The organism is Mesorhizobium sp. WSM4871, from assembly GCF_055811295.1.
Genome location: NZ_JBVVPU010000006.1, coordinates 157,757 through 183,873, shown reverse-complemented (window position 1 = coordinate 183,873; position 26,117 = coordinate 157,757). Strand labels below are relative to the sequence as shown.

The 26,117-nt window shown below is 63.2% G+C and carries 30 protein-coding genes; 6 read left to right on the top strand and 24 right to left on the bottom strand.

All coding sequences use genetic code 11. The annotated features are described in order from the left end of the window. Nucleotide 1: 1 nt before the first annotated feature. A complete protein-coding gene (locus tag AC0L2H_RS14665) occupies nt 2-2,890 on the top strand; it encodes an EAL domain-containing protein (RefSeq protein ID WP_097576714.1) in 2,889 nt (962 codons plus the stop codon). 24 nt (nt 2,891-2,914) lie between these two features. Here AC0L2H_RS14665 and AC0L2H_RS14660 read toward each other — a convergent pair whose 3' ends face one another. Further along, nucleotides 2,915-3,523 (bottom strand): YqgE/AlgH family protein, encoded by a 609-nt coding sequence (locus AC0L2H_RS14660; protein ID WP_473590886.1) that lies wholly within the window; start codon nt 3,521-3,523, stop codon nt 2,915-2,917. 171 nt (nt 3,524-3,694) lie between these two features. Between AC0L2H_RS14660 and AC0L2H_RS14655 the strand changes: the two genes are divergently transcribed. The 3 genes from AC0L2H_RS14655 to AC0L2H_RS14645 all read left to right on the top strand — a co-directional run bounded on the left by AC0L2H_RS14655 (nt 3,695) and on the right by AC0L2H_RS14645 (nt 5,616). Next, nucleotides 3,695-4,501: a protein-disulfide reductase DsbD domain-containing protein gene (locus tag AC0L2H_RS14655; protein WP_473590885.1), complete on the top strand. Its 807-nt coding sequence runs from the start codon at nt 3,695-3,697 to the stop codon at nt 4,499-4,501. 113 nt (nt 4,502-4,614) lie between these two features. Beyond that, the gene (locus tag AC0L2H_RS14650) at nt 4,615-5,097 is read left to right on the top strand and encodes a redoxin family protein (protein ID WP_473590884.1); all 483 of its coding nucleotides are present in this window, start codon (nt 4,615-4,617) and stop codon (nt 5,095-5,097) included. 39 nt (nt 5,098-5,136) lie between these two features. Beyond that, the gene (locus AC0L2H_RS14645) at nt 5,137-5,616 is read left to right on the top strand and encodes a DUF2938 domain-containing protein (RefSeq protein ID WP_473590883.1); all 480 of its coding nucleotides are present in this window, start codon (nt 5,137-5,139) and stop codon (nt 5,614-5,616) included. A 4-nt stretch (nt 5,617-5,620) separates the two neighbouring features. On the opposite strand, the gene AC0L2H_RS14640 is transcribed toward AC0L2H_RS14645, so the two are convergent. From AC0L2H_RS14640 to coxB, 13 genes are all read right to left on the bottom strand, one after another. After that, entirely contained in the window at nt 5,621-5,932 is a 312-nt protein-coding gene (locus AC0L2H_RS14640) for a type II toxin-antitoxin system RelE/ParE family toxin (RefSeq protein ID WP_473590882.1), read from the bottom strand. After that, on the bottom strand, nt 5,922-6,203 hold the full coding sequence (locus AC0L2H_RS14635; RefSeq protein WP_473590881.1) for a ribbon-helix-helix domain-containing protein: 282 nt from the start codon (nt 6,201-6,203) through the stop codon (nt 5,922-5,924). The genes AC0L2H_RS14640 and AC0L2H_RS14635 overlap by 11 nt, the downstream gene beginning before the upstream one ends. A gap of 103 nt (nt 6,204-6,306) precedes the next feature. Beyond that, entirely contained in the window at nt 6,307-6,846 is a 540-nt protein-coding gene (gene rnhA / locus AC0L2H_RS14630) for a ribonuclease HI (RefSeq protein ID WP_473590880.1), read from the bottom strand. Further along, the gene (locus AC0L2H_RS14625; protein WP_473590879.1) at nt 6,843-7,805 is read right to left on the bottom strand and encodes a homoserine kinase; all 963 of its coding nucleotides are present in this window, start codon (nt 7,803-7,805) and stop codon (nt 6,843-6,845) included. Before AC0L2H_RS14625 ends, rnhA begins: the two co-directional genes overlap by 4 nt. A gap of 7 nt (nt 7,806-7,812) precedes the next feature. After that, nucleotides 7,813-8,817 (bottom strand): 4-hydroxy-3-methylbut-2-enyl diphosphate reductase, encoded by a 1,005-nt coding sequence (ispH, locus tag AC0L2H_RS14620; protein ID WP_107650023.1) that lies wholly within the window; start codon nt 8,815-8,817, stop codon nt 7,813-7,815. 147 nt (nt 8,818-8,964) lie between these two features. Then, nucleotides 8,965-9,762 (bottom strand): SURF1 family protein, encoded by a 798-nt coding sequence (locus AC0L2H_RS14615; protein WP_473590878.1) that lies wholly within the window; start codon nt 9,760-9,762, stop codon nt 8,965-8,967. Beyond that, complete coding sequence (locus AC0L2H_RS14610) at nt 9,759-10,145, bottom strand: DUF983 domain-containing protein (RefSeq protein ID WP_473590877.1); 387 nt, start codon at nt 10,143-10,145, stop codon at nt 9,759-9,761. Before AC0L2H_RS14610 ends, AC0L2H_RS14615 begins: the two co-directional genes overlap by 4 nt. Nucleotides 10,146-10,227: 82 nt before the next feature. Next, on the bottom strand, nt 10,228-11,109 hold the full coding sequence (locus AC0L2H_RS14605) for a cytochrome c oxidase subunit 3 (RefSeq protein ID WP_473590876.1): 882 nt from the start codon (nt 11,107-11,109) through the stop codon (nt 10,228-10,230). A 1-nt stretch (nt 11,110) separates the two neighbouring features. Next, nucleotides 11,111-11,740, bottom strand: coding sequence for a cytochrome c oxidase assembly protein (locus AC0L2H_RS14600; protein WP_473590875.1), 630 nt, complete (start codon nt 11,738-11,740; stop codon nt 11,111-11,113). A 1-nt stretch (nt 11,741) separates the two neighbouring features. Continuing rightward, nucleotides 11,742-11,903: a hypothetical protein gene (locus AC0L2H_RS14595; protein WP_473591064.1), complete on the bottom strand. Its 162-nt coding sequence runs from the start codon at nt 11,901-11,903 to the stop codon at nt 11,742-11,744. A gap of 2 nt (nt 11,904-11,905) precedes the next feature. Then, nucleotides 11,906-12,850 carry a heme o synthase gene (locus tag AC0L2H_RS14590; protein ID WP_473590874.1) on the bottom strand — a complete coding sequence of 315 codons (945 nt, stop codon included), beginning with the start codon at nt 12,848-12,850 and terminating at the stop codon, nt 11,906-11,908. 75 nt (nt 12,851-12,925) lie between these two features. Then, nucleotides 12,926-14,578, bottom strand: coding sequence for a cytochrome c oxidase subunit I (gene ctaD / locus AC0L2H_RS14585; protein ID WP_473590873.1), 1,653 nt, complete (start codon nt 14,576-14,578; stop codon nt 12,926-12,928). A gap of 38 nt (nt 14,579-14,616) precedes the next feature. Then, nucleotides 14,617-15,498 (bottom strand): cytochrome c oxidase subunit II, encoded by an 882-nt coding sequence (coxB, locus tag AC0L2H_RS14580; protein ID WP_473590872.1) that lies wholly within the window; start codon nt 15,496-15,498, stop codon nt 14,617-14,619. Between the two features lie 375 nt (nt 15,499-15,873). Here coxB and AC0L2H_RS14575 point away from each other — a divergent pair, with 375 nt between their 5' ends. Both AC0L2H_RS14575 and tldD read left to right on the top strand, forming a co-directional pair. Further along, the gene (locus tag AC0L2H_RS14575; RefSeq protein ID WP_473590871.1) at nt 15,874-16,443 is read left to right on the top strand and encodes an invasion associated locus B family protein; all 570 of its coding nucleotides are present in this window, start codon (nt 15,874-15,876) and stop codon (nt 16,441-16,443) included. 147 nt (nt 16,444-16,590) lie between these two features. Next, a complete protein-coding gene (tldD, locus tag AC0L2H_RS14570; RefSeq protein ID WP_107650176.1) occupies nt 16,591-18,003 on the top strand; it encodes a metalloprotease TldD in 1,413 nt (470 codons plus the stop codon). A gap of 12 nt (nt 18,004-18,015) precedes the next feature. Here the strand turns inward: tldD and AC0L2H_RS14565 are convergent, their stop codons facing one another. From AC0L2H_RS14565 to AC0L2H_RS14520, 10 genes are all read right to left on the bottom strand, one after another. Further along, nucleotides 18,016-18,522, bottom strand: coding sequence for an RES family NAD+ phosphorylase (locus tag AC0L2H_RS14565; RefSeq protein ID WP_473590870.1), 507 nt, complete (start codon nt 18,520-18,522; stop codon nt 18,016-18,018). Then, nucleotides 18,515-18,883, bottom strand: coding sequence for an antitoxin Xre/MbcA/ParS toxin-binding domain-containing protein (locus tag AC0L2H_RS14560; RefSeq protein ID WP_473590869.1), 369 nt, complete (start codon nt 18,881-18,883; stop codon nt 18,515-18,517). The genes AC0L2H_RS14565 and AC0L2H_RS14560 overlap by 8 nt, the downstream gene beginning before the upstream one ends. 92 nt (nt 18,884-18,975) lie before the next feature. Then, nucleotides 18,976-20,217 (bottom strand): class I SAM-dependent RNA methyltransferase, encoded by a 1,242-nt coding sequence (locus tag AC0L2H_RS14555; protein WP_473590868.1) that lies wholly within the window; start codon nt 20,215-20,217, stop codon nt 18,976-18,978. Continuing rightward, the gene (locus tag AC0L2H_RS14550) at nt 20,214-21,008 is read right to left on the bottom strand and encodes a TlyA family RNA methyltransferase (RefSeq protein ID WP_473590867.1); all 795 of its coding nucleotides are present in this window, start codon (nt 21,006-21,008) and stop codon (nt 20,214-20,216) included. Before AC0L2H_RS14550 ends, AC0L2H_RS14555 begins: the two co-directional genes overlap by 4 nt. 129 nt (nt 21,009-21,137) lie before the next feature. Next, nucleotides 21,138-21,431, bottom strand: a complete 294-nt coding sequence (locus AC0L2H_RS14545) for a hypothetical protein (RefSeq protein WP_473590866.1) — start codon at nt 21,429-21,431, stop codon at nt 21,138-21,140. A 148-nt stretch (nt 21,432-21,579) separates the two neighbouring features. Then, the gene (dxs, locus tag AC0L2H_RS14540; protein WP_473590865.1) at nt 21,580-23,493 is read right to left on the bottom strand and encodes a 1-deoxy-D-xylulose-5-phosphate synthase; all 1,914 of its coding nucleotides are present in this window, start codon (nt 23,491-23,493) and stop codon (nt 21,580-21,582) included. A 93-nt stretch (nt 23,494-23,586) separates the two neighbouring features. Then, on the bottom strand, nt 23,587-24,507 hold the full coding sequence (locus AC0L2H_RS14535) for a pirin family protein (protein WP_473590864.1): 921 nt from the start codon (nt 24,505-24,507) through the stop codon (nt 23,587-23,589). Between the two features lie 9 nt (nt 24,508-24,516). Beyond that, nucleotides 24,517-24,783 (bottom strand): DUF2277 domain-containing protein, encoded by a 267-nt coding sequence (locus AC0L2H_RS14530; RefSeq protein ID WP_473590863.1) that lies wholly within the window; start codon nt 24,781-24,783, stop codon nt 24,517-24,519. Between the two features lie 108 nt (nt 24,784-24,891). Beyond that, nucleotides 24,892-25,143, bottom strand: a complete 252-nt coding sequence (locus AC0L2H_RS14525; RefSeq protein WP_006330579.1) for an exodeoxyribonuclease VII small subunit — start codon at nt 25,141-25,143, stop codon at nt 24,892-24,894. Between the two features lie 3 nt (nt 25,144-25,146). Continuing rightward, entirely contained in the window at nt 25,147-26,073 is a 927-nt protein-coding gene (locus AC0L2H_RS14520) for a histone deacetylase family protein (RefSeq protein WP_473591055.1), read from the bottom strand. Nucleotides 26,074-26,117: the final 44 nt, after the last annotated feature.

The window sequence follows — 26,117 nt, the reverse complement described above, 5'->3', positions numbered from 1 at the left end:
TTTGACGAATTTCCTGCGAATCAGGTCGCTGTTCGCCTTTGTCCTGGCAGCGATCATCATGCTTGGAGCGGCGTCCTCGTCCTTTGCCGTCGAACCGATCAAGATCGCCCGCGACGATGTGGCACTCGATCTGTCGGGCGCCGTCGAAATTTATCGGAACCAGGGCGAGAACTTCCAGGTGTCGACCGCGCCCGGGCCTGACGGCATCGTGCGGCGCATCGAGGTCGAGGCCAATGATGCGCGCTCGACCGGCGACTGGGCGGTGTTCGCGCTGGCCAACACCACCGATCAGCAGCTCGACCGGCTGATCGTCGCACCGCATTTCCGGCTGGTGAATTCCGGCATCTTCTGGCCGGATCTCGGCTCGACCCGCATTGCCGCAATCACACCGAGCGAAGGCTTCGCGCTCGATCGCCAGACCAGCCCCGACGCGGATGTGTTCCGGGTAACGCTGAACCCCGGAACGGTGGTCACCTTCATCGCCGAGCTTGCTTCGCCCAAGCTGCCGCAGGTCTATCTTTGGGATCCGGAATCCTACAAGGATTCGGTCAATTCCTACACGCTGTTTCGCGGCATCGTCATCGGCATCGCCGGCCTACTGGCGCTGTTCCTGACCATCCTGTTCGTCGTCAAGGGAACCTCGATGTTTCCGGCGACCGCGGCGCTCGCCTGGGCGGTGCTCGCCTATATCTGCGTCGATTTCGGCTTCCTCAACAAGATCATAGAGATATCGCCCGGCAATGAGCAGATGTGGCGGGCCGGAACGGAGGTGGCGCTGGCGGCGACCTTCGTGGTGTTCCTGTTCGCCTATCTCAACCTAAACCGCTGGCACGGCCATTTCAGCTATGGCGCGCTGGTCTGGATCCTGGGGCTGGTGCTGATCGCCGGCGTCGCCATCGTCGATCCGGCGGTCGCCGCCGGGATCGCCAGGATTTCCTTCGCCGCCACCGCGCTGACCGGGCTTGGCCTGATCATCTTCCTCGGCATACGCGGCTATGACCGCGCGATCATGCTGGTGCCGAGTTGGGTCATGGTGCTGTTGTGGCTGTGCGGGTCGTGGATGGCGATCACCGGCATGCTCGACAACGACATCGCCCAGCCGGCGCTGGGCGGCGGACTGATCCTGATCATCCTCTTGATCGGCTTCACCGTCATGCAGCATGCCTTTGCCGGCGGCGCGCTGCATCAGGGCCTGTTCTCCGATCTCGAACGCCAGGCGCTGGCCGTCGCCGGATCGGGCGACACGGTGTGGGACTGGGACGTGCTGCGCGATCGCGTCGTCACCAAGCCCGATGTCAGCATCCAGCTCGGCCTCGCGCCCAACAGCCTCGGCGGTGCGGCCCGCAACTGGCTGCCGGTGCTGCATGCCGACGACCGCGACACTTTCCGCACCACGCTCGACGTGGTGCTCGAACACCGCCGCGGCCGCGTGGCGCAGAATTTCCGGCTGCGCGGCGCCGACGGGCACTATCACTGGTTCTCGCTCAGGGCGCGCCCGGTGATCGGATCGGACGGCGAGGTCATCCGCTGCGTCGGCACGATGGTCGACGTGACCGAGCAGAAGAAATCCGAGGAACGGCTGCTGCACGACGCCGTGCACGACAATCTGACCGGCCTGCCGAACCGCGAGCTGTACATGAACCGGCTGGAGGCGATCATCTCGATCGCCCGCACGGAAGACAAGGTGCGCCCCACCGTCTTCGTCATCGACATCGACCGCTTCAAGCAGGTCAATGACGGGCTCGGCATCTCGGCCGGCGATACCATCCTGCTGACGATCGCGCGCCGGCTGCACCGGCTGCTCAAGCCGAAGGATTCGCTGTCGCGCTTTGCCGGCGACCAGTTCGCGTTGATGCTGTTGTCGGAGCAGGATCCTGCCCGCATCGCAGCCGTGGCGGACGCCATCAAGCATGCGATCAACAACCCGATCACCTTCGCCAAGCGCGAGATCGTGCTGACCGCTTCGATCGGGCTGATCACCTGGACCTCGGCGCAGACTTCGGCGGAGGACATGGTCAAGGACGCCGAGCTTGCCATGCATCAGGCCAAGCGCTTCGGCGGCGACAGGATCGAGCCGTTCCGTCCGGCCTTCCGCACCGTCGGCACCGACCGGCTGCAGCTCGAGTCCGATCTGCGCCGCGCCATCGAACGGCGCGAATTCACGCTCGCCTACCAGCCGATCGTGCGGCTGGAAGACGGCAGCGTCGCCGGGTTCGAGGCGCTGCTCAGATGGGACCATCCGCGCCGCGGCATGATCCCGCCGGCGGATTTCATCCCGGTCGCCGAAAGCTGCGGCCTGATCGTCCAGCTTGGCCTGTTCGCCATGCAGCAAGCGGCCGAAGACCTCGCCGCATGGCAGAAACAGATCGGCGACGCGCCGCTGTCGGTCTCGGTCAATCTGTCCAGCCGCCAGCTCATCCGCCGCGACCTGGTCAGCGACGTCCGCTCGGTGATCGCGCGCGCCAATCTGAAGCCACGCTGCTTCCGCCTCGAACTCACCGAATCGCTGGTGATGGACAATCCCGAACAGTCAGCCCATGTGCTGACCAAGCTGAAGCAGCTTGGCATCGGCCTGTCGCTGGACGATTTCGGCACCGGCTATTCATCGCTGGCCTATCTGACGCGCTTTCCCTTCGACACGATCAAGATCGACAAGAGCTTCGTCGACGACACGACGCCGAAGCGCGCGGTGCTGCTCAAATCGATGGTCAGCATGGCGCATGACCTTGGCCTCTCGGTCGTGGCCGAGGGCATCTCGGATGAAAGCGACGCGCTCGAACTGCGGCAGATGGGCTGCGAATATGTGCAGAGCTTCATGTTCGGCGCGCCGATGCCGGGCGACCAGGTGCTGAAGACGCTGAAGGAACAGTACCCGCTCACTCAAGCGTGATTAAGACTCAGGACGTTATGAGATTCAGGCGTGACCGGCCGCCGCGCTGAGATGCGCCAGGTCGATGCCGATCGAGGCGAGGATCCGGTCATATTTGCGCTCGATATCGGTGTCGAACAGAAGCTCGGCGGTTGCCGGGCAGGTCAGCCAGCCGTTCTCGGCGATCTCGCTTTCCAATTGCCCCGCGCCCCAACCCGAATAGCCGAGCGCCATCAGCGCATGCCGTGGCCCGCGGCCCGACGAGATCGCGCGCAGTATGTCGACGGTTGCGGTCAGGCAAATGTCGTCGGAGACGGTCAGCGAGGATTCCACCCGGTAGTCGCCCGAATGCAGCACGAAGCCCCGGCTGCGATCCACCGGGCCGCCATTGCGCACGACGAAATCGCGGGCCTGCGCCGGCAGGCGGATCGCCTCCTGCTCGTTCATGATGCCGAGCTGCACGAGCAAGTCCGGAAACAGCATCTGCTGGGTCTGGTTGATGATCAGGCCCATCGCGCCTTCATCGCTATGCGCGCAGATGTAGATGACCGAGCGCGTGAAACGATCGTCCTTCATGCCGGGCATGGCAATCAGGAACTGGTCGTCGAGGAAGCCGCGCGCGGCAGCCGTCTTCTTGTGGCGCAACAAGTCCATGGGAGGGAGGGTAACGCGTTTCCGCACCGCCGAAAAGATGCGCAGCGCGCGATTTGGCCAAAGCTCTCTGACCGGGTCACGCGAAGCCGCGTGACCGAGGTCACGCAAATATGATACCAGCGACGCCATGAAGTCATTGCACAGCCATCAACTGACGCTCAAATCAGCGCCATGCAACGCTTGAAAGTCCTGCTGCTCGGCGCCGCTGTTGGATTGGGAACAGGTCTTCCCGCGGCCGCCTCATCATCGATCTGGTACAACAGCGAAGGCGGCAAGGTGCGGCTGGTGACGAGCGGCAAGCCCGATGAAGCCGGCCGCATCCACGGCGTGCTCGATATCGCCCTCAAGCCCGGCTGGAAGACCTACTGGCGCGATCCGGGCGACGCCGGCGTGCCGCCGCAACTCGATATCTCAGCCAGCACCAACATCTCCGACGCAACGTTTTCGTTTCCGCCGCCCCAGCGCCACGACGACGGCTACGGCAAATGGGCCGGCTACGACCATCCGGTCTCGTTGCCGGTGACGTTCACGCTGTCGGCGCCAAACCAGCCGGCCGTCATCGATGCCGATATTTTTCTCGGCATCTGCGAGACGATCTGCATTCCGGTGCAGACGCGGCTGACCGTCGACCCCGGCTCCGATCCGGACAATGCCGAGGATGCCGCGCTGGTGAAGGCGGCCCTTGCAACGCTGCCCGCCCCCGCAAGGCCCGATTTCGGCATCAATATCTTGCCGGGCGACCACGAGACGCTGATCGTCGAGGCGAGCTTTCCCGGCGATCCGGAGGCGGCGGATTTCTTCGTTGCCGGCGAACGGGATTACATGTTCGGCGTCCCTGCCCGCAGCGAAAAGGACGGCAAGCTGGTGTTTACGGTGCCAATCCTCGACCGGCCGTCGACGACGCCGACTGATGGCGGCCTCTACTACACGCTGACCAGCGCCGATGGTGCTGTCGAGGGACTTCTGCCGTTCCCTTAAGCGTCTTTGCTTCATGCTGGCCGCTCTGATGCCGGTCGCTGGCCAGTTGCGGGTACAGGCCTGGTCCGCTAGAGCGGGACACCTCCTTTCAATCTTCCCAAGCGAGAGAGACAATGACCATTTCCGTTGGCGACAAGCTGCCCGAAGCAACCTTCAAGACGATGACCGCCGATGGCGCCAAGGCGATCACGACGGCCGAGATCTTCTCGGGAAAGAAAGTGGTGCTGTTCGCCGTTCCCGGCGCTTTCACACCGACCTGCAGCAACAACCATCTGCCCGGCTATCTCGATAATTACGACGCCATCCTGGCGCGCGGCGTCGACACGATTGCCGTCGTTGCCGTCAACGACGTTCACGTGATGGGCGCCTGGGCGCGCTTCAGTGGCGGCGAAGGCAAGATCCTCTATCTGGCCGACGGCAATGGCGATTTCGCCAAGTCAACCGGCCTTGACGCCGACCTCTCGGGCGGCGGCATGGGATTGCGCTCGAAGCGCTTTTCAATGATCGTCGACGACGGCAAGGTCACCGCGCTCAATGTCGAGAGCAAACCGGGCGTCGACATATCAGGCGCGGCTCACATTCTCGGACAGCTTTAGTCTAGCTTCCGCTGGCGATTGCCTGCTTGGGGGATTTCGATGACGTTTGACATTTTCTGGCGCACCGTGGCGATCGGCATCGGCGCCACGGTGTTGATGGATATCTGGGCGATTTTTCTCAATTTGGCGTTTGCCCAACCGCGACCGAACTGGGGGCTGGTCGGCCGCTGGGTCTGGCACCTGCGTGAGAAGGTCTTTCATGACGATATCGGCAAGGCCTCGCCTTATGCGCATGAATCGGCTCTGGGTTGGGCCTTCCACTATCTTGTCGGCATCGCCTACGGCATCATTCTGGTCGTCTTGGCGGGATCGGCATGGCTCAACGCGCCGACCTTCCTGCCGGCCTTCATCCTCGGCATTGTCACCGTGGGCGCTGGCTGGTTCCTGCTGGCGCCCGGCATGGGCGCCGGCTGGGCCGCCTCAAAGCGCCCCAATCCGATGCAGATCCGTGCCCTCAATTTGGTGTCGCACACAGTGTTCGCGGCCGGGCTTTACGGAACGGCGCTGCTGATCCGCTGAGCATCTAGAACAGACGGTTCAAATCTCGTCGCCCGTCCACCACACGGATAATCTCAACGCGCTCAACAGGGCCTTCGTCCGTGTCTGGAGAGGTTTCATAGAGCAACACAAACGGCGCTTCCACCAGCATTCGCGCCGAGCGCCGAATATCCGGTCGCCTCAAACCCATGCGCGGCTGATCCGCCAGTTGCATAGCCCGCGCTTCTATCCGGTCATAATAGCGGTCGGCTGCCCGTATGTTTTCGCCGCCTATTGTTACGTAGATGTCGATAAGGTCGGTCCTGGCCGCGGGCGACCAGACTATCTTAACGAACATTCGGCGAGGCTTCCGTCAGCTTCCGCCGAGCTTCCTTTCGCAAGGTGTCGAAGTCCACAGGCTCGGGTTTCCCGCTTGCCTTGCCTTCATCCCACAGCTGCCTCAGACGGCGCACATCCTCATGCCGCAGTTCGCGCTTGGCCAGCCAGTCCCGCATCGCTTCGCGCACAATCTCGCTTGTGGTGGCGTACTCGCCCGTTTCCACAGCCTCGCGCATGACAGCCGCCTGCTGCGGCGTCACGGCCACACTCATTTTTTCAACGCCTGCCATGACTCCTCCTTATGCTCTTTGGTAGGAAATATTACTCCTATCACACCCTTGGAGCAACAGCTCGTCGTCAGTCACCGACTTCGCGGCGCGGCATCTGAGAGCCTCAATAGCTCTGGGTCGAGCGCCGGACAGGCTTTGATGCCGGCTTTTTCGATGAGGCCGCTTCTTTCGCTGATGCGGCCGCAGGCGCGGGTTTGGCGAGCTTGGGCTTGAACGGCGCCATGCCTTCGCGCGCCAGCTCGTCGGCACGTTCGTTTTCGGTATGGCCAGCATGGCCCTTGACCCAATTCCAGGTGACCTTGTGGCGCCTGTTGGCCTCATCGAGCGCCTGCCACAATTCACCATTCTTCACCGGCTTCTTGTCGGCGGTCTTCCAGCCATTCTTCTTCCAGCCATGGATCCACTTGGAAATACCGTCCATGACGTATTTGCTGTCGGTGTGAAGATCGACCTCGCATGGTTCCTTCAGCGCATTCAGCGCCGAAATGGCCGCGAGCAGTTCCATGCGGTTGTTGGTGGTTTCGGCCTCGCCGCCCGACAGTTCCTTCGTCTTGCCGTTGAAACGCAGGATCGCTCCCCAGCCGCCTGGGCCCGGATTGCCCGAACAGGCACCATCGGTGAAGATTTCAACGTGCTTGGTCATGTCAGTCCGTATTCGGAAGGAGAGCGGATCGCCCGGTGGAAGCGCATTCGCCTGATATATTCGGTCGGATCGCGTTTCATGACCAGCCCGCCATCGGGAACGGTCAGCCAGTCGTAGAGCCGGGTCAGCATGAAGCGCAGCGCCGAGCCGCGCGCCAGCATTAGAAGCGCTGCCTTCTCGTCGCCGCTCAAGGGCCGAACGCTCTGGTAGCCGGCAAGCAGTGCGGTGCCCTTGGTCAGGTTGAAGGAGAAATCCTTCTCGAAGCACCAGGCGTTGAGGCAGGTGGCGACGTCGTAAGCGTAGAGATCGTTGCAGGCGAAGTAGAAGTCGATCAGGCCGGACAGTTTTTCGCCGAGAAAAAAGACGTTATCGGGAAAAAGATCGGCATGGATGATGCCTTCCGGCAGGCCCTTCGGCCAGTTGCTCTCAAAATCTGCGAAGTCGGCGTCGACCTCGGCCGCCAGTCCCGGCTCGACCTCGTCGGCGCGGGCGTGGGAGGCGTTCCACAGTTTGCGCCAGCCATCGATGGCAAGCGCGTTCTGCCGGGTCATGGGAAAGTCCTGACCCGCAAGATGGAGTTGCGCCAGCGCCTTGCCAACCTCGCCGCAATGCGCTGCCGTCGGCCGCCGCAGCGACAGACCTTCGAGAAAGGTGATGATGACGGCTGGCCGGCCGGCCAGCGTGCCGATGACGGTGCCGTCATGCGCGGTCACCGGAAGCGGGCAGGAAATGCCCTTTCTGGCGAGATGGCCCATGAGGCCGAGAAAGAAAGGCAGGTCCGCCTTGTCGACGCGCTTCTCATAGAGCGTCAATATGTAGGAGCCGCTGGTCGTGTGGAGCAGGAAATTCGAATTCTCGGTGCCTTCGGCGATGCCTTTGTATGACAGCAGGTCGCCGACCGGATAGGCCTTCAGGAACGCGCCAAGTTCGCCTTCATTGACATCGGTATAGACCGCCATGGGCTGTTCACGCGGCTCCGTTGACGAAAGCCATGTCGGCCTTCGTCAGTTCGACGTCGCGCAGAACCCGCATCACCGGGAAATCCTCCGTTTCCGTCGCCGTGATCGCCAGATCGATGGTCACGTGGAAGCGCTGGCGGAACGCATCGATGATCTCGTCGACGATGATTTCCGGCGCCGACGCGCCGGCCGACAGGCCAAGCGTCGAGATAGCGCCGATGTCATTCCATGGAATCTCGGAAGCGCGCTGGACGAGAAGCGACATCGAGGCGCCGGCGCGCTCCGCCACTTCGACAAGACGCCGCGAGTTGGAGGAGTTGGGCGCGCCGACGATCAGGAAGAGATCGGCGCCGGCGGCAGTCTCCTTGACCGCTTCCTGGCGGTTGGTGGTGGCGTAGCAGATCGATTCGGCGGCCGGCGCATGCAAATCGGGAAAGCGGTCCCTGAGCGCCCGGATGATGCCGGCGGTGTCCTCGACCGACAGCGTCGTCTGGGTGACGAAGCCGAGCGCATGCGGGTCGGCGGGCACCAGTTTTCCGGCATCGGCTTCGGTCTCGATCAGTGTGACGGCGCCGTCCGGCAATTGGCCCATCGTGCCGATCACCTCCGGGTGCCCGGCGTGACCGATCAGAAGCACATGGCGGCCAAGCCGCTGATGACGCATCGCCTGCTTGTGCACCTTCGACACCAGCGGACAGGTGGCGTCCAGATAGAACAGGTTGCGCGCCTGGGCGTCCGCCGGCACCGATTTCGGCACGCCATGCGCCGAAAAGACGACCGGGCTCTGGCGGTGCTGCGCCGGGATCTCTGACAATTCCTCGATGAACACGGCGCCTAGGCTTTGCAGCCCCTCGACGACATAGCGGTTGTGCACGATCTCGTGGCGGACATAGACCGGCGCGCCGTATTTCTTCAGCGCCAGCACGACGATCTGGATGGCGCGGTCGACGCCGGCACAAAAGCCGCGCGGCTGGCAGAGCCGGATCGTCAGCGGTGGCTTTGTCTGGAGCATGATTGCGGGCCGGTTGATCGGATCGTGGACTTAAGAACTCAAGGCGCGAAATGAGGTGCGTAGCCCTGCCCTGTCAAGGGTGGGGGTGCAATCAGTAGAGCGACGTGCGTCCATTTGGACGCACAAAGTACGCTCTAACTTTTGAATCTACGCATCATGCTTTCCGGAAATCGATTCCGATTTTCGGGCCGATGCGTCTTTCGCCGAACGACGGAGCCTGAAGATGAGAACGCCGGCCAAGGCCGCGGCAAGGCCGTACCAGGTGACGGCATATTGCAAATGGCTGTTCGGCAGGTCGATGATGGTGACGCCGCCGACCGGCAGGCCACCGGGATTTGCCGCCTTGTCGGCATCGATGAAGAATGGCACCAGGCGAGCCCCGGCCGGCAGGCCGGCGCTCTGTGCCATCGCGTCGCGGTCCTTCCAGTAGAAAATGTTCTTCTTCAGATCGTTATCGGGAAGCATCATCGAGGGCTTCGCCGTCAGCGGGTTGCGGGCCAGGCCCGTCACCGTCACTTTGCCCGCCACCTGGCCTTGCGGACGCTTGGCCGCATCCTTCAGGTCGTAAGGCACGAAGCCACGGTTGACCAGAACGAAACGGCCGTCGTCCAATTCAAGCGGCGTGAAGACGTCGAAACCGGAAGCGCCTTCCCAGGTCGCGAAGAAATGCCGCTCGCCTTGATGCAGGAAGGTGCCAGTCACCGTGACCGGCGTGTAGTCGACATCACCGCTGAAGGCGAACTCGTTTTCGACCTCGGCCAGCGGCCGGGGTGGCGAATGCGTGCGCTGGTCGATGGTCTGCAGAAGCCCTTCCTTCCAGTACAGGCGCTGGACCTGCCAGGTGCCGAGCGCCAGAAGGATGAGGAACAGCAAGAGCCCGAGGCCAAGCAGCAACGCCGTCTGCGGCCGCGAACGGCCGGGAATAGAACCGGATGCTTCGCTCATTCGCCGCGGTCCAGCCTGCCCTCAGCCGCCTTGTTGCGGTACTGCAGCGTCAGGAGCACACCCTTGATCAATCTGAGCGCCGTCAGGCACAGCACCAGCGCCAGCGGTATCCACAGCAAGAGATGCAGCCAGAGCGGCGGGCTGAGCGTCACTTCCGTCCACAGCGCCAGCCCGACGACGATGAAGCCGATGATCAGGATGACAAACACCGCCGGCCCGTCGCCGGCATCGGCGTAGGAATAGTCGAGGCCGCAATTGACGCAGCGCTTGCCGACAGTGAGGAATCCGGAGAACAGCCGTCCCTCACCGCAGCGCGGGCAGCGGCCGTGCAGGCCAGCTGAGATCGGATCGACCGCTGGCCAGATCGCCTTGTCTTCACTCATCTCGCTACCTTAATTCGCTTTGCCGCAAAAGATAAGGCGGCCACGTCGCCGCAGCCGCCCCATCAAATTCCGGATGCCTTTGTCAGTGGCCTTCGATCATCGCGCCGTTCGAGGCCCAGACGTAGATGGACGCAAACAGGAACAGCCAGACCACGTCGACGAAGTGCCAGTACCAGGCGGCCGCCTCGAAGCCGAAATGCTGCTTGGGCGTGAAGTCGCCCTTCATCGCGCGGACCAGGCAGACAGCCAAGAAGATGGTGCCGATGATGACGTGGAAACCGTGGAAGCCGGTGGCCATGAAGAACGTGGCGCCGTAGATGGAATCCTTGAAGCCAAAGGGCGCATGTATGTACTCGTAGGCCTGAACCATGGTGAACAGCAGGCCGAGGCCGACAGTCAGCACCAGGCCGTTGATCAGCCCTTTGCGGTCGCCATGGATGAGCGAGTGGTGCGCCCAGGTCACCGTGGTGCCCGACAGGAGCAGGATGATGGTGTTGTAGAGCGGCAGATGGAAGGGATCGAGAACCTCCATGCCCTTCGGCGGCCAGACGCCACCGGTGAAGGTGGTGCGGGCGTATTGCTGGACCTCGCCGGGAAACAGGCTGGCATCGAAGAAAGCCCAGAACCAGGCGACGAAGAACATCACCTCGGAAGCGATGAACATGATCATGCCGTAACGCAGATGCAGCGACACGACGCGGGTGTGGTGGCCCTCATGCGCCTCTTTGATGGTGTCGGACCACCAGGCGAACATGGTGTAGACGACGATCAGGAGGCCGATGAAGAACAGCCAGGGATTGGCGATGTTGTAGCCGAAGATGGGGAAATCGCCGGCCTTGAGATACTGCATGTAGCAGACGCCGCCGATCGCGGTCACCAGCGCACCGACCGAACCCAGGAAAGGCCACGGGCTGGGGTCTACGAGATGGTAGTCATGCTGTGGTTTTGCGTGCGCGTCTGCCATATCAACCCCCGAGGCTTCCTTCGGTATTTGAAATCTTGTTGCTGCTTTCGGCCGGTACCGACGACGCCACCGGCTTCTTCTTCTCGACCGGGAACATCGTGTAGGACAGGGTGATGGTACTCAAGTCCTTCAGTTCCGGAACATTGACGATGTCGGGATCTACATAGAACACGACCGGCATGTCCAGCGTCTCGCCGGGCTTCAGCGTCGTGTCGGTGAAGCAGAAACACTCGACCTTGTTGAAGTAAGGCCCGGCCAGTTCCGGCTGCACGTTGAAGGTGGCGCGGCCGGTGACGGCGCGGCTGAACTTGTTGGTCGCGCTGTAATGCGCCTGGGTCGTCTCGCCTATCTTGATGGTGACCGAGCGGGCGACCGGCTGGAACTGCCAGGGAACGCCGGCCGTGTTGGCGTCGAAGCGTATGGTGATATCGCGGTCGAGCACGCGATCGGCATATTGCTGGGTGGCGCGCTTGACCGTGCCGCCATAGCCGGTCGCCTTGCAGAACATCGCATAGAGCGGCACTGCGGCGTAGGCCATGCCGATCATGCCGCCGAAGAAGGCGACGCACACGCCCGCGACAATGCGGTTCGTGTTCTTCTTCTTGGGATCGGTCACGGTGTCGCGGTTCATCTCACATCGTTCCAGCGAGGTTGTGGCCAAACTTCACGATGGTGGCGACATAGAAGATCAGGACAAGCACCGCCAGCGCCACGCCGATGGCGACCGAACGGTTGCGCCTTGCCTTCTGCTGACGCTCGGTCAGCGAAACGAGTTCGAGATTCTTGTCGACCATGGTCATGCTCCGCCGATCGCCAGCGCGCGCCCGACAACACAGTCGGCGAGATAGACGGCGAAGATGGCGAAGAGATAAAGCAGCGAGTAGCCGAACAGGGCCTTGGCCGGCTTCATCACCTTGTCGTCCGCCGCCATGCGCAGCACTTTCCAGGCATACCAGACGAAGCCTGCGCCAAGCAGCGCCGCGACGACGCCATAGGCAGGCGTGGTGAAGCCGAGCACCCATGGCAGCACGCCCACCGGCGCCAGGATCAGCGCGTAGGCGAATATCTGGCGTCTGGTCGACGCCTGGCCGGCGACATTCGGCATCATCGGGATGCCGGCCCTGGCATAGTCCTCGGACTTGAAGAGAGCGAGTGCCCAGAAATGCGGTGGCGTCCACAGGAAGATGATCAGGAACAGGATGACGCATTCCAGGCTGACCGTGCCGGTCACCGCCGCCCAGCCGATGACAGGCGGGATGGCGCCGGCGGCGCCGCCGATGACGATGTTCTGCGGCGTCGAGCGTTTCAGCCACATCGTGTAGACGACGGCGTAGAAGAAGATGGTGAAGGCGAGCAGCGTGGCCGACAGCCAGTTGACCAGCACGCCCAGCGTCATCACCGACATCACCGATAGCACCAGGCCGAAGCTCAGCGCCTCGCCGGGCAGGATGCGGCCTGCCGGCACCGGACGGCTTGCGGTCCTGGTCATCACCGCGTCGATGTCGGCGTCGTACCACATGTTGAGCGCGCCGGAGGCGCCGGCGCCGATGGCGATCGACAGGATGGCGATCACCGCCAGCAGCGGATTGATGGTCACCGGTGCAGCGACCAGGCCGACAAACGCGGTGAACACCACAAGCGACATGACGCGCGGCTTCAGCAGGGCAAAGAAATCGCCCGCCGTCGCTTCCGACATGCGGAAACCCGCTTCGTCAGTCAATCTCTCGTCGACAAGGGCCATGCGTACTTAAATTCCATCATTCCGTTGGCCAAAACCGCCGGGCGGGCCGGCGGTTTCGTATTCCGGGGCAACCGCCTATTTGATCTTCGGCAGTTGTTCCCACTGGTGGAAGGGTGGCGGCGAAGGCAGCTGCCATTCGAGCGTCGTCGCACCCTCGCCCCATGGATTGGCGCCAGCCACCCGCTTCTTCTGGAAGGCCTCGAACACGCCGTAGAGGAAGATGACGACGCCGATGGCCGAGATGTAGGAGCCGTAGGACGACACCATGTTCCAGCCGGCGAAGGCATCCGGATAGTCGATGTAACGGCGCGGCATGCCCGACAGGCCGAGGAAATGCTGCGGGAAGAAGACCAGGTTGACGCCGACGAAGGTGACCCAGAAATGGGTGTTGCCGATGACGGGCGAATACATGTAGCCGGTCATCTTCGGGAACCAGTAGTACCAGCCGGCGAAGATGGCGAAGACCGCGCCCAGCGACAGCACGTAGTGGAAGTGCGCGACGACGAAATAGGTGTCGTGCAGCGGGCGGTCGAGACCGGCATTGGCGAGCTGCACGCCGGTGACGCCACCGACGGTGAACAGGAAGATGAAGCCGATCGCCCACAGCATCGGGGTCTTCAGCGAAATCGACCCGCCCCACATGGTGGCGATCCAGGAGAAGATCTTCACGCCCGTCGGCACCGCGATGACCATGGTGGCGAAGACGAAGTAGCGCTGCGTGTCGAGCGACAGGCCGGTCGTATACATATGGTGAGCCCAGACGATGAAGCCGACGGCGCCGATCGCGACCATGGCATAGGCCATGCCGAGGTAGCCGAACACCGGCTTCTTCGAGAAGGTCGAGACGATGTGGCTGATGATGCCGAAGCCCGGCAGGATCAGGATGTAGACTTCCGGGTGGCCGAAGAACCAGAACAGGTGCTGGAACAGGATCGGGTCACCGCCGCCGTCCGGCGTGAAGAAGGTGGTGCCGAAATTGCGGTCGGTAAGCAGCATGGTGATGCCACCAGCCAGAACCGGCAGCGACAGCAGCAGCAGGAAGGCTGTGATCAGCACCGACCAGGCAAACAGCGGCATCTTGTGCATGGTCATGCCAGGCGCGCGCATGTTGAAGATGGTGGTGATGAAATTGATGGCGCCGAGGATCGAGGAGGCGCCGGCGATGTGCAGCGACAGGATGGCCAGATCCATCGCCGGTCCGGGCTGACCCGATGTCGATAACGGCGGATAGATCGTCCAGCCGCCGCCGACGCCGTAGGCCCCGGGCGCGCTCGGTACGAACATCGAGATGAGCAGCAGGATCAGGGCCGGTGGCAGCAGCCAGAAGGAGATGTTGTTCATGCGCGGGAAGGCCATGTCAGGCGCACCGATCATGATCGGCACCATCCAGTTGGCGAAACCGCCGATCAGCGCCGGCATGACCATGAAGAAGATCATGATCAGCGCATGCGCGGTGGTGAAGGCATTGTACATGCTCTTGCCGCCATCGATCGCCGCATCGCCGTCCATGCCGTAGACCATCTGCGCCAGGCCGGTGAAGATCTGGATGCCCGGTTCCATCAGCTCCATGCGCATGACGACAGAAAGCGCGCCGCCGATGCAGCCCGCGATGATGGCGAAGATCAGGTAGAGCGTACCGATATCCTTGTGGTTGGTCGAATACACCCAGCGGACCCAGCCATGATAGGGCTTGTGGTCGTGATCGCCGTGAGCTGCAGCCTCTGCCATGTTCCGCTCCGTTCCCTGATTCTTTCCTGGCTGCGGCATCAGTTGCCGGCGGCCGCTACCTTGTCTGCGCTGTCGACCTTGGCCATCAACGCCTTGTTGGCGCCAGGCAGGTCGGTCCCGGCCGCTGCCAGCCAGGTGTTATACTGCGCGTCGGAAACGACGCGGATCGCGATCGGCATGAAGGCGTGGTCCTTGCCGCAGAGTTCCGAACACTGGCCGTAGTAGAGGCCTTCCTTCTCGGCCTTGAACCAGACCTCGTTGATGCGGCCGGGAACCGCGTCGGTCTTGATGCCGAAGGAGGGCATGGCGAAGGCATGGATCACGTCGGTGGCCGTGACCAGAACGCGCGTCATTGTATTGACCGGCACCACCAATTCGTTGTCAACGGCAAGCAGGCGCGGATAGACGGCGCGATCTTCCTTGCCGGCCGCCGCGCGGTCGGCATCCGCGAGGATGGCGGAATTGAAGGAAAGCGTCTTGTCGACCTGGTATTCGTAGTCCCAGTTCCACTGGTTTCCCGTCGCCTTGATGGTCAGCTTGGCTTCTTCCGGCGGCGTGTATTGCGCGGTCAGCAACTGGAACGAGGGTATAGCAAGGCAGAGCAGGACGACGACCGGCCCGACAGTCCAGATCACCTCGATCAGCGTGTTGTGGCTGGTCTTGGAAGGAACCGGGTTCACGCTCGCCCGGAACCTGATGATGCAGTAGGCGAGAAGAACCAGCACCAGGACGGTGATCGGGACCACGAACCACATCGAATAGTTCCCGAACCACTCGATCTGCCGCATGATGTCGGTCGCCGGAGGCTGAAAAGTGGTTTCCCAAGGCTGCGGCTGCGCCGCATGGGCGGACGCTCCAGCGAACAAGGTGGCTGCCCCAACACTTGCTAGGAATTTGGCGCCTGCTCGGAATTTTCTCATCGCCCTCATCATCTCCCAGTTCCTCGCGATCGGACCGCAAGACTAACGAACAGGCCGGGATGGGAATCCCGGACAGTCCCAAGGGTGGTTCAAACCATACTCTATTTGCCTCCGCAAGAAAGGAGCGGAGGAAACCGTGCGGCATTTTTGCGCGCAAGCGCCGGCCGCGCCGTCGGGATGACAAACGTGCTGCGCCGATCACCAGCACGTGAACAGCAGCGACTGCTCCGGAGCAATGCGCCGGGCGGTCGCAATTCGGGCGAATTTGCCAGGGAAAAGCGCATAAACGCCCAGATCGGGGCAGACCGGCGGCGGTCTCATCCTTTACTTGGCCTTGGCGCGGCTTAAAGTGCCATGATTCGCAATGGAGCCGTCATGACCTCTTGGCTTTCGAGACTTGGGCGTTCTGAACTTGGGCGTTCGAGAACCTTGGCGACGTTCGTCTTTCTCGCCGCGTTTGGCATTGTTTTGTCGGGGAGCTTGTCCGGGATCGGCCAGGCCAGCGCCGCGCAGCCTAGCGGCACGGTCAAGTCGACGCATGGCGCGTGGTCGATCATCTGCGACACGCCCGCCGGCGCGACTTCAGAACAATGCGTGATGATGCAGAACGTCGTCGCCGAGGACCGCCCCGAGATGGGCCTTTCCGTCGTCGTGCTGCGCACCGCCGACAACAAGGCCGAGATCCTGCGCGTGCTGGCGCCGCTCGGCGTGCTGTTGCCCAACGGGCTGGGTCTCAATGTCGACGGCAAGGATATCGGCCGCGCCTATTTCGTGCGCTGCTTCCAGGACGGCTGCTACGCAGAGGTCATTCTTGAGAAGCCGCTGCTGGACACGCTGAAGACCGGCACGTCGGCTACCTTCATCGTCTTCCAGACGCCGGAAGAGGGCATCGGCATTCCGGTCGACCTCAAGGGTTTCGCGGACGGCTTCGCCGCCCTGCCCTGAAATCAGCCACACATCCCAGCCCTTGACGATTATCCGGCCCGTGCGACGGCGATCGTCACCGCGTTTGGCATCATTGCCGATTGTCTGAGCCTGTCTTCGCGCCTACATCGGGGGAAACGAACCAATCTTTCCACGAATGGACCTGCCATGAACAGCCTGATCGGCCAATTCGACATTTCCGACGATCGCATCAAGGAGATCGTCGCCGAGACCATCAACGGCGCCGACGACGGCGAACTTTTTCTCGAATACAGCGAGAGCGAAGCGCTGATGTTCGACAATGGCCGGCTGAAGACCGCCAATTTCAACACCGACCAGGGTTTTGGCCTGCGCGCGGTTGCCGGCGAGGCCAGCGGCTACGCGCATTCGAGCGACCTTTCCGAGGCGTCGCTGCTGCGTGCCGCAGACGCCGTTTCAACGGTCAAGGGCGGCTATTCCGGCACGCTTGCCGCCGCACCCGCCCGCACCAATCGCCATCTCTATGGCGACGAGAATCCCATCCCCTCGCCCTCCTTCGAGGCCAAGGCCAAGCTGCTGCAGGAAATCGACGCCTGGCTGCGCGCCGAGGATCCGCGCGTGCGGCAAGTGACGGCCTCGCTCGCCGCCTCCTGGCAGCATGTCGAGATCGTGCGCGCCGACGGCCAGATGGTGCGCGATATCCGCCCGCTGGTCAGGATCAACGTGTCGGTGGTGGTCGGCGATGGCGACCGGCAGGAAAGCGGCTCCTACGGCATGGGCGGGCGCAAGGCGTTTGGCGAATTCCTGGTCGAGGAGAGCTGGAAGCACGCGGCCAAGGAGGCGCTGCGCCAGGCGCTGGTCAATCTCGAGGCCATTCCGGCGCCCGCCGGCACGTTCGACATCGTGCTGTCCAGCGGCTGGCCGGGCGTCATGCTGCACGAGGCTGTCGGCCACGGGCTGGAAGGCGATTTCAACCGCAAGAAGACGTCGGCTTTCGCCGGCCTGTTGGGCCAGCAGGTGGCGGCGAAGGGCGTGACAGTCGTCGACGACGGCACCTTGCCCGAACGGCGCGGCTCGCTGACCGTCGACGACGAAGGCACGCCCTCGGCCCGCAATGTGCTGATCGAGGACGGCAAGCTCGTCGGTTACATGCAGGATCGCCAGAACGCCCGGCTGATGGGCATGAAGGCGACCGGCAATGGAAGGCGCGAGGGCTATGCGCATCAGCCGATGCCACGCATGACCAACACCTACATGACAGCAGGCGACATGCAGCCGGAAGAGATCATCGCCTCGGTCAAGAACGGCATCTATGCCGTTTCGTTCGGCGGCGGCCAGGTCGACATCACCTCGGGCAAGTTCGTGTTCGGCTGCACCGAGGCCTACATGATCGAAAACGGCAAGGTGACGCAGCCGATCAAGGGCGCCATGCTGATCGGCAATGGCCCGGACGCCATGCATCGCGTTTCGATGATCGGCAACGACATGAAGCTCGACAACGGCATCGGCATGTGCGGCAAGGCCGGACAGGGCGTGCCCGTCGGCGTCGGCCAGCCGCATCTGAGGATGAACCAGATGACGGTGGGCGGCACCAGGGTTTGAGCCGTAGCTGCCCTAAAGCCATGACGCCGGCGTCCTCGGCAGGCGATGGTCGGGATCGATGATCTCAAGGCGTGGTGCATTGCCCTCGTTCCAGCGCCAGAGCGCGACACATGTGCCGCCAGGCGACATGAAGGACGGGTAGATCACCCCGTGCAGACCGTCGGCGAGCAAGCGATGCCTCAGTGTGTGCGTCTCGGGCACAAAACCTCGATCGATGATGTCGCGCCACTCGCATCGGTGAATGTCCGCCGGTACGCCGAGCTCAGCCAACGTATCGGCATCCGTCAAATCGGCGAGCCGCGCGCCTGTCAGTTCGAACTGTGCGATCAGTGCCGGATGCTGGACAAAACCTTGATTGTATTCCGCCCAGGCGGTGGACAGTTCCCGCGCAGAATAGATCGTTGCGGCGCCCAGCGGATTCCAGCGGCCGCCGAATCGGGCAGCGCCCGCGCCGGAAAGCGGCAGATGCGCCCAGCGCGGCACGAAGGCACGCCATAGGGTCAGCCTGGTTTCAGGCATAGATGCCGGAGCGTACTGCCTCCAGATAGGCAAGCACCTTGTCGGCCTTGCCCTCGCGAACGAGATCGTAAGCGGTCTTTCCTGCCCAGCCGGGGATCGGCTGATGCTTGAACCAGATCGCCGCGCGCTGCTCGTTGCCGGCCATTTCACCGGCCATCGCCAGAATGCGAACGACGGGACTGAGGGCAGCGTCGACCTTGCGCGCGCCGGCCTTGGCGGCAAGCGTGTTGCGCGCGACGCCGATCAGGCCGGCCAGTTCCGTCAGGTTGACGCCGAGCAGTTCGGCGACCCGCCTTGCCGAGAGAAATGGCGTGCGCTCCTCGCCGAAGCGCGACGCTGGAATGTCGAGGGCTACAGCCATAGCGATTTCCTAGCGTAATTTGACAACACGCCATCAAAATATGCTCAATCTATGCGCAATTCAAGATCAACGATGCGGGGTATCCTGCTCGCCTAACGCCTTCGCCTCGGCTTCTCCAGCAGCGCCACCGCCTCGACATGCGGCGACCACAGGAACTGGTCGATCGGCGTCACGCTTTTCAACGCATAGCCACCGTCGATGAGAATGCGCAGGTCCCTGGCCAGCGTCACCGGATTGCAGGACACCGCGGCGACAAAGGGCACATCCGAGCGGGCAATCTGCTTCGACTGGTCTTCCGCACCCGCTCGTGGCGGATCGAAGACAAGACCGTCGAAGGCGTTCAATTCCTTGAACGTGATCGGCCGTCGGAACAGGTCGCGGCGTTCGCTGGTCACGCGCTTCAGGCCGCTGGCGAAACGAAAGCCATGATCGAGCGCCGCAAGGGCCGGCGCATCGCCTTCCACTGCATGGACTTCCGACTTCGCGGCCAGGCGCAGCGCGAAGCTGCCGCAGCCGGCGAAGAGATCGGCGACTTTTTTCGCGCGCGACAGATGCTGGCCGACGATGCCGGCCATCGCCTGCTCGGCGGCCTCGGTGGCCTGCAGGAAGGCGCCAGGCGGCACCGCGACGGCGACGCCACCAAACAGGACGACCGGTTTCTTTGGTTCGATGATGATCTCGCCGTCGATCGACAGCCTGGCCAACCCCTCGGCAATGACGAAGTTGGAGGCGACGCGGCGCAGGTTGTCGCCGAGCTTGCCGGAATCGTGAGCCGCGACATCGAGGCCGGAACCGGTCGCTGTGACCGTCATGTGGAACGATTTGGTCGTTGTGCAGATCAGCCCGGCGAGGGTCTTCAAGCGGTCGAGTGCTGCGACGATGCCGGGCAGCGAGATCGGGCATTCCTCGATGGCAATGATTTCGGACGACAGCGCACGGACGAAACCGAGCCGCATGCCGGCGTCCGTGCGCCGCGCACTGAAGACGACGCGGCGGCGCGTCTGCGGCGCGCACGGCACCAGCGCTCCGACGTCGCTAGCGATACTCTTGCTCTTCAGCGCATGCACGACCTTGTCGCGCTTCCACCTATGATAAGCTTCGGCTTCGAAATGCTGGATGGCGCAGCCGCCGCATTCGGTGAAATGCCGGCAGGCCGGGTCAATTCTGAGCGGCGACACCTCCAGAACCGACATCAGCGTGGCGCGATCCTTTTCGCGCGCGGCGGTCACGGTTTCGCCAGGCAGCGTGAAGGGAATGAAAACCTCGCCGCTGTCGGTCTCGGCAACGCCGTCGCCCTGGGAGCCCAGCCTTGCGATGGTGAAGCGCGCGCTCATCGGTCCCCAATCCCGGTGTCCCCGATCCCAGTGTCCTTGATCCCGGCGAGCAGGAACTCGCGATTGCCGTCGCTGCCTTCGATCGGCGACAGGTTCAGCCCCAGCGAGCGCCAGCCGGGCACGCCCTCCAGCCAATCCCCGAGCATGCCGGCAACGCGCGCCGCATCGTAGGGATTCCTCAGCAAGCCACCCTTGCCGATTGCCGCGCGGCCGGCCTCGAACTGCGGCTTGACCAGCAGCAGCGCGCGCGCGCCTTTGCCGGCCAGTTCCAGTGCCGGCGGCAAGGCAAGCTTCAACGAAATGAAGCTGACATCGCAGACGATGAAATTGGGAATACGGCCGGCAAGATCATTGGCCAGCAGATCGCGGGCATTGAGGCCCTCGATGACGGTGACACGCGGATCGCCAGAAATGTCGGGATGTATCTGGCCATGGCCGACATCGATCGCCGTGACATGTGCCGCGCCGCGTTCGAGCAGTACCTGGGTGAAGCCACCGGTCGAGGCGCCGACATCGAGTGCTTCGCTGCCCGAGGGATCGAGGCGGAAATGGTCGAGCCCGGCGATCAGTTTCAGCGCCGCGCGCGAAACATAGCCCTGTGCCGGATCGTCGATGGCGATGCGGCAGTCGGGCAAGACGGTCTGGCCGGGCTTGCGGGCGACAACGCCGTCGACCGTCACGGTGCCGCGCTCGATGGCGTCACGGGCGCGCGAGCGGCTGGGAAACAGACCGCGCGCGACGAGCAGTTCGTCTAGCCGCTGGCGTATGCTGGCTGGCACAGGGGAATTCATCGGCCTTCTCTGGCGAAAGCCGGCCGCGAAGGCAAGGATATTAGAGCAGGGAACGCTGACCCGCCCAACGGCGTGTTGAATATCGCACCCAGTCCGACAAAATGTGAGGGGCGAGATGCCTCCCAGCTTCTAGAAGATCGTCCGCGAAACCCGGCGCTCGATGGCCGGCGCCAGACCATTGCCCTGGTCGCCGGAAGCCTGCCTGCGCGGGCGCTCAGTAGAGGCAGGCGGCGTCGACGCGGCTTCGGGAACGACGACCAATTGCGGCACCTGCTTGTAGGAAAAGCCGCCGCGGATATCGCCCATCTTGCTGGCGACGATGCCTACCGCCGCTTTTTCGAGATTGCGGTCATAAGGCGTTTCGGCCACGGCCGGCGTGGCGATGACAGCCAAAAGCGCCAGGCCGCACAGAAGCGTTCTCATTGTATTGGTCTCCCTGCCTGATCAAACCTTAGCAGGGCGCCGTTGAAAAACGGCCAAGAGACAGGGTAAGCAGAACGCCAAACGACAGCGTGAACAACAAGTTACCCTTGTTCGCCGGCAAATTGATTCAAGCCGTTGAGGTTTTGATTCAGGCGCGTTGCGCGCTGACGGCGTGGCCAAGGGCGATGAAGACCGTGCGCACGATGCCGGCCGAGTCCAGCCCGGCGTCGGCATACATCTTTTCGGGCTTGGCGTGATCGGTGAACACGTCGGGCAGCACCAGCGGACGCACCTTCAGGCCGCTCTCCAGCAATCCCTCATGCGCCAGGAATTGCAGCACGTGGCTGGCGAAGCCGCCAACCGCGCCTTCTTCCACGGTCACCAGCACCTCGTGCGACCGCGCCAGCCGCCGGATCATATCCTCGTCGAGCGGCTTGGCGAAACGGGCGTCGGCAACCGTGGTGGAAAGCCCTGCCGCGCCGAGTTCCTCGGCCGCAAGCAGGCAATCCTGCAGCCGTGTGCCGAAGGACAACAACGCGACCTTGGTGCCCTCTTTGACGATTCGGCCCTTGCCGATCTCCAGCACCGAGCCGCGCTCCGGCATGTCGACGCCAACGCCGTTGCCGCGCGGATAGCGGAAGGCGATAGGCCCCTCATCGTAGTGCGCCGCCGTGCGCACCATGTGGCGCAGTTCCGCTTCATCGGCCGCCGCCATGACGACGAAACCGGGCAGCGTCGCCAGAAAGGTGGTGTCGAAGGCGCCGCAATGGGTGGCGCCATCAGCGCCGACGAAGCCGGCGCGGTCGATGGGAAAGCGCACCGGCAGGCCCTGGATCGCCACGTCATGGACGACCTGATCGTAGGCGCGCTGCAAGAAAGTCGAATAGATCGCGGCAAAGGGCCTGTAGCCCTCGGTGGCGAGGCCGGCGGCGAAGGTCACCGCATGCTGCTCGGCGATGCCGACATCGAAGGTTCTTGTCGGGAACACCTCGCCGAAGAGATCGAGACCAGTGCCGTTCGGCATGGCGGCGGTGACGGCGACGATGCGGTCGTCCTCCCGGGCCTCCTGGATCAGGCTCTCGGCAAAGACCTTGGTGTAGCTTGGCGCGTTGGCCGGCGCCTTGGCCTGCGCGCCGGTGATGACGTCGAATTTGTTGACGCCGTGATATTTGTCGGGCGCGGCCTCGGCCGGCCCGTAGCCCTTGCCCTTCTGGGTCACGACATGGATCAGCACCGGGCCGTCGGCATTGTCGCGGACATTCTTCAGCACGGGGATCAGATGCTCGAGATTGTGGCCGTCGATCGGGCCGATATGGTAGAAGCCAAGCTCCTCGAACAGCGTGCCACCGGTGACGTAGCCGCGCGCATGCTCGACCGCCCGGGTAATGGCGCGATCGGCGCGCTCGCCCAGATAGGAGGTCAGCTTCTTGCCGAAATCGCGCAAGCCCAGATAGGTCTTGCCGGAAGCGAGCCGGGCCAGGTAGGCGCTCATCGCGCCGGTCGGCGGGGCAATCGACATGTCGTTGTCGTTGAGGATGACGATCAGGCGAGCATCGAGCGCACCGGCATTGTTCATGGCTTCATAGGCCATGCCGGCCGACATGGCGCCGTCGCCAATGACGGCAATGACATTGTTGCGGCCGCCGGAAAGATCGCGCGCCATCGCCATGCCGAGGCCAGCGGAAATCGAGGTCGAGGAATGCGCGGCGCCGAACGGATCGTATTCGCTCTCGGCGCGCCGGGTGAAACCGGAAAGGCCACCCTCTTGCCGCAGGGTGCGGATGCGGTCGCGGCGGCCGGTCAGGATCTTGTGCGGATAGGCCTGATGGCCGACGTCCCAGATCAGCCGGTCATCCGGCGTGTTGAAGACATAGTGCAGCGCAACCGTCAGTTCGACCACGCCAAGGCCGGCGCCAAGATGTCCGCCCGTATGGGACACGGCGTCGATCAACTCGGCACGAAGCTCCGACGCCAGCTGCGGCAGCTCGCCTTCGGCAAGCGTCCTCAGGTCGGCCGGAGTGCGGACCTTGTCGAGAAGCGGCGTATCGGGTTTTGCGTTCACTGGTTAAGGGCCTGCTCAGGCTTTTGTTCATCGCGAAATAGGCCGACGGCCGGCGAATGTAAATGCGTGTGAGTGACGCGGACGGCTCTGACGTTAATTGTCCGGTAACGGAATGAATTCTTTCTCATCCCCAGGAACGATATCGAAGCGGCCAGTCTTCCATTCTTCTTTCGCCTGTTCGATGCGTTCCTTAGACGACGAGACGAAGTTCCACCAGATATAGCGCTTTGAGCCGAGCGAAGCGCCGCCGAACAGCATGAAATGAGCGCCGCCTTCCGACGACACGACAATCTCGTCGCCCGGCCGGAACACCAGCAGCCGCTCCGCCGGAAAGCGGTCACCGGAGATCGAAACCTCGCCCTCAAGCGTATAGATGGCGCGCTCTTCGGCGTCGGCCGGGATTTTCACGCTGGCGCCGGGCGCCAGGGTGAGATCGGCATAGAGCGTCTCCGAGGCGGTGCTTACCGGAGACCGTAGCCCGGAGAAGGCGCCGATGACGACGCGTCCGCTGACGCCATCGGCATCGATCTCGGGCAGGTGCAGGGCGGCCGTGTTCGCGAAGACAGGGGCGACCTCTTCCTTGTCGTCCGGCAGCGCCAACCATGTCTGCAGGCCGGAGACCGACATCGGCGCGCCGCGCAACTCTTCCGGCGTGCGTTCGGAATGGACGATGCCGCGGCCGGCAGTCATCAGATTCACGTCACCAGGCTGGATCACCATTTCGGTGCCGAGCGAATCGCGGTGCCTGATCTTGCCGTCGAACAGGTAGGTAACCGTCGACAGGCCGATATGCGGATGGGGACGGACATCGAGCGCCTGGCCGGCCCGCAGGATTGCCGGACCCATGCGGTCGAAGAAGATGAAAGGGCCGACCAGCCGGCGTCTGGCGGTCGGCAGAGCGCGGCGAACCTGGAAGCCGCCAATGTCCTTGGCGTTGGGAACGACCATCAATTCGATCTGGTCGCTGGCGAAGGCATCGCCGGCCTGCGGGTCATTTCCAGGAAAGAAGCTCATGCGGTTTCCTCAGGCGAAGCGGAGTGCGGACCTGGCTTTCGCCTTGGCCGCCACCTCTTCGCGATTGCGCGGTTCTTGCGTGGTTTCCATCGAATCCAGCAGTTCGCGCGCAGCAGCTGCGATCGCCTCGACGGCATGGTTGAAGGCATGCTCGTTGCGCTTGGAAGGTTTGGCGGAGCCGCTCAGCTTGCGGACGAACTGAAGTGCGGCGTCATGCACCTCGTCGTTGGTCGCCGGCGGATCGAAATTGAACAGGGTCTTGATGTTTCGGCACATCGTTCGCAATCTCCTCGTCCTGGAGCCGTTTCAATCGGGATGAGTTTTATCCTCAATCATGATCATGTCCAAAAGCCGGTAAGGCGAAATTGTGGTTGAGGCCGTGCCTCAATCCGCATCGAGCGGCTCCGTTCCCACCGGCTTGCCGTCGCGCGACAGCCTGATTTTCTCGACCTTGTCCTCGGCCGCCTTCAGGAGCCGGTCGCAATGCACCTTCAGCGCTTCGCCGCGCTCATAGATGCGGATCGACTGGTCGAGCGGCACGTCGCCGCGCTCCAGATCATCGACGATCTTCTCAAGCGCGTCGAGCGCCTGTTCGAAGCTCATCGCCTTGACGTCTTCATTCGCTTCGCCAGCCATTCCTCATCCTTTCATCAGTCGCCCGACATGGGCGGCGACCGAAAATGCCAATCCCTGCAGATCGTAGCCGCCTTCCAGCAGGCTGACGAGCCGATTGCCGCTGTGGCGCCCGGCACACTCGATCAACTGGCCGGTCGCCCAGTCGAAATCATCCTCGGTCAGGTTGATCTCGGCCAGGGGATCACGGTGATGGGCGTCGAAACCGGCCGAGATGATGATGAGGTCGGGCGCGAAATTGTCGAGCGCCGGCAAGACGCGCGACAGGAAGGCGTCGCGGAACATGTCGCTGCCGGTGCGCGGCGCCAGCGGCGCGTTGACGATGTTGCCGGCGCCGGTTTCGCTCCTGGCCCCGGTGCCGGGATAAAGCGGCATCTGGTGCGTCGAGCAATAGAGCACCGACGGATCGTCCCAGAAAATGTCCTGCGTGCCGTTGCCGTGGTGCACGTCCCAGTCGACGATTGCGACGCGCTCGGCGCCATGCTTGCGCTGCGCATAACGCGCCGCGATCGCCGCGGTGTTGAACAGGCAGAAACCCATGGACGTCGTCTTCTCGGCATGATGGCCAGGTGGCCGGGCGGCGACAAAGACGTTGTCGGCGCGCCTCTCGAAAACATCGTCGACAGCGGCGTTGGCGGCGCCGATCGCGGTCACGGCCGCCTGCCAGCTTCTCGGGCTGGCGGTGGTGTCGGCATCGATGCGGGCGATGCCGGTGTCTGGTATGGCGGCACGAACGCGCGCGACGAATTGCTCAGGGTGCGCGTAGAGGATGGTCGCCTCGTCGCCTTCCGGCGCGTCGGCACGATCAAGTGCCGCAAAGGCCTCGTCGTCCAGCACCCGCTCGATGGCGCGCAAACGGTCGGGCCGTTCCGGATGACCGGGCGGCGTTATGTGTTCGAGGAAGATCGGATGGGTGTAGAGCCGTGTGACCATGCCCCCGATATAGGCGCGCCCGGCCGTTTTGACCATGTTTTCGC

Bases quoted from the DNA above. Each gene is read 5' to 3' on its own strand.
- AC0L2H_RS14615 (WP_473590878.1), bottom strand. From the start codon at position 9,762: ATGAGCGAAGCATCCGGTTCTATTCCCGGCCGTTCGCGGCCGCAGACG.
- AC0L2H_RS14530 (WP_473590863.1), bottom strand. From the start codon at position 24,783: ATGTGCCGAAACATCAAGACCCTGTTCAATTTCGATCCGCCGGCGACC.
- AC0L2H_RS14605 (WP_473590876.1), bottom strand. From the start codon at position 11,109: ATGGCAGACGCGCACGCAAAACCACAGCATGACTACCATCTCGTAGAC.
- AC0L2H_RS14655 (WP_473590885.1), top strand. From the start codon at position 3,695: ATGCAACGCTTGAAAGTCCTGCTGCTCGGCGCCGCTGTTGGATTGGGA.
- AC0L2H_RS14520 (WP_473591055.1), bottom strand. From the start codon at position 26,073: ATGGTCACACGGCTCTACACCCATCCGATCTTCCTCGAACACATAACG.
- coxB (WP_473590872.1), bottom strand. From the start codon at position 15,498: ATGAGAAAATTCCGAGCAGGCGCCAAATTCCTAGCAAGTGTTGGGGCA.
- AC0L2H_RS14660 (WP_473590886.1), bottom strand. From the start codon at position 3,523: ATGGACTTGTTGCGCCACAAGAAGACGGCTGCCGCGCGCGGCTTCCTC.
- AC0L2H_RS14555 (WP_473590868.1), bottom strand. From the start codon at position 20,217: ATGAGCGCGCGCTTCACCATCGCAAGGCTGGGCTCCCAGGGCGACGGC.
- AC0L2H_RS14610 (WP_473590877.1), bottom strand. From the start codon at position 10,145: ATGAGTGAAGACAAGGCGATCTGGCCAGCGGTCGATCCGATCTCAGCT.
- AC0L2H_RS14550 (WP_473590867.1), bottom strand. From the start codon at position 21,008: ATGAATTCCCCTGTGCCAGCCAGCATACGCCAGCGGCTAGACGAACTG.
- AC0L2H_RS14535 (WP_473590864.1), bottom strand. From the start codon at position 24,507: ATGAGCTTCTTTCCTGGAAATGACCCGCAGGCCGGCGATGCCTTCGCC.
- AC0L2H_RS14650 (WP_473590884.1), top strand. From the start codon at position 4,615: ATGACCATTTCCGTTGGCGACAAGCTGCCCGAAGCAACCTTCAAGACG.
- ctaD (WP_473590873.1), bottom strand. From the start codon at position 14,578: ATGGCAGAGGCTGCAGCTCACGGCGATCACGACCACAAGCCCTATCAT.
- AC0L2H_RS14600 (WP_473590875.1), bottom strand. From the start codon at position 11,740: ATGAACCGCGACACCGTGACCGATCCCAAGAAGAAGAACACGAACCGC.
- AC0L2H_RS14595 (WP_473591064.1), bottom strand. From the start codon at position 11,903: ATGGTCGACAAGAATCTCGAACTCGTTTCGCTGACCGAGCGTCAGCAG.
- ispH (WP_107650023.1), bottom strand. From the start codon at position 8,817: ATGCTCCAGACAAAGCCACCGCTGACGATCCGGCTCTGCCAGCCGCGC.
- AC0L2H_RS14640 (WP_473590882.1), bottom strand. From the start codon at position 5,932: ATGTTCGTTAAGATAGTCTGGTCGCCCGCGGCCAGGACCGACCTTATC.
- AC0L2H_RS14645 (WP_473590883.1), top strand. From the start codon at position 5,137: ATGACGTTTGACATTTTCTGGCGCACCGTGGCGATCGGCATCGGCGCC.
- tldD (WP_107650176.1), top strand. From the start codon at position 16,591: ATGAACAGCCTGATCGGCCAATTCGACATTTCCGACGATCGCATCAAG.
- AC0L2H_RS14635 (WP_473590881.1), bottom strand. From the start codon at position 6,203: ATGGCAGGCGTTGAAAAAATGAGTGTGGCCGTGACGCCGCAGCAGGCG.
- AC0L2H_RS14565 (WP_473590870.1), bottom strand. From the start codon at position 18,522: ATGCCTGAAACCAGGCTGACCCTATGGCGTGCCTTCGTGCCGCGCTGG.
- rnhA (WP_473590880.1), bottom strand. From the start codon at position 6,846: ATGACCAAGCACGTTGAAATCTTCACCGATGGTGCCTGTTCGGGCAAT.
- AC0L2H_RS14545 (WP_473590866.1), bottom strand. From the start codon at position 21,431: ATGAGAACGCTTCTGTGCGGCCTGGCGCTTTTGGCTGTCATCGCCACG.
- AC0L2H_RS14560 (WP_473590869.1), bottom strand. From the start codon at position 18,883: ATGGCTGTAGCCCTCGACATTCCAGCGTCGCGCTTCGGCGAGGAGCGC.
- AC0L2H_RS14590 (WP_473590874.1), bottom strand. From the start codon at position 12,850: ATGGCCCTTGTCGACGAGAGATTGACTGACGAAGCGGGTTTCCGCATG.
- AC0L2H_RS14625 (WP_473590879.1), bottom strand. From the start codon at position 7,805: ATGGCGGTCTATACCGATGTCAATGAAGGCGAACTTGGCGCGTTCCTG.
- AC0L2H_RS14575 (WP_473590871.1), top strand. From the start codon at position 15,874: ATGACCTCTTGGCTTTCGAGACTTGGGCGTTCTGAACTTGGGCGTTCG.
- AC0L2H_RS14525 (WP_006330579.1), bottom strand. From the start codon at position 25,143: ATGGCTGGCGAAGCGAATGAAGACGTCAAGGCGATGAGCTTCGAACAG.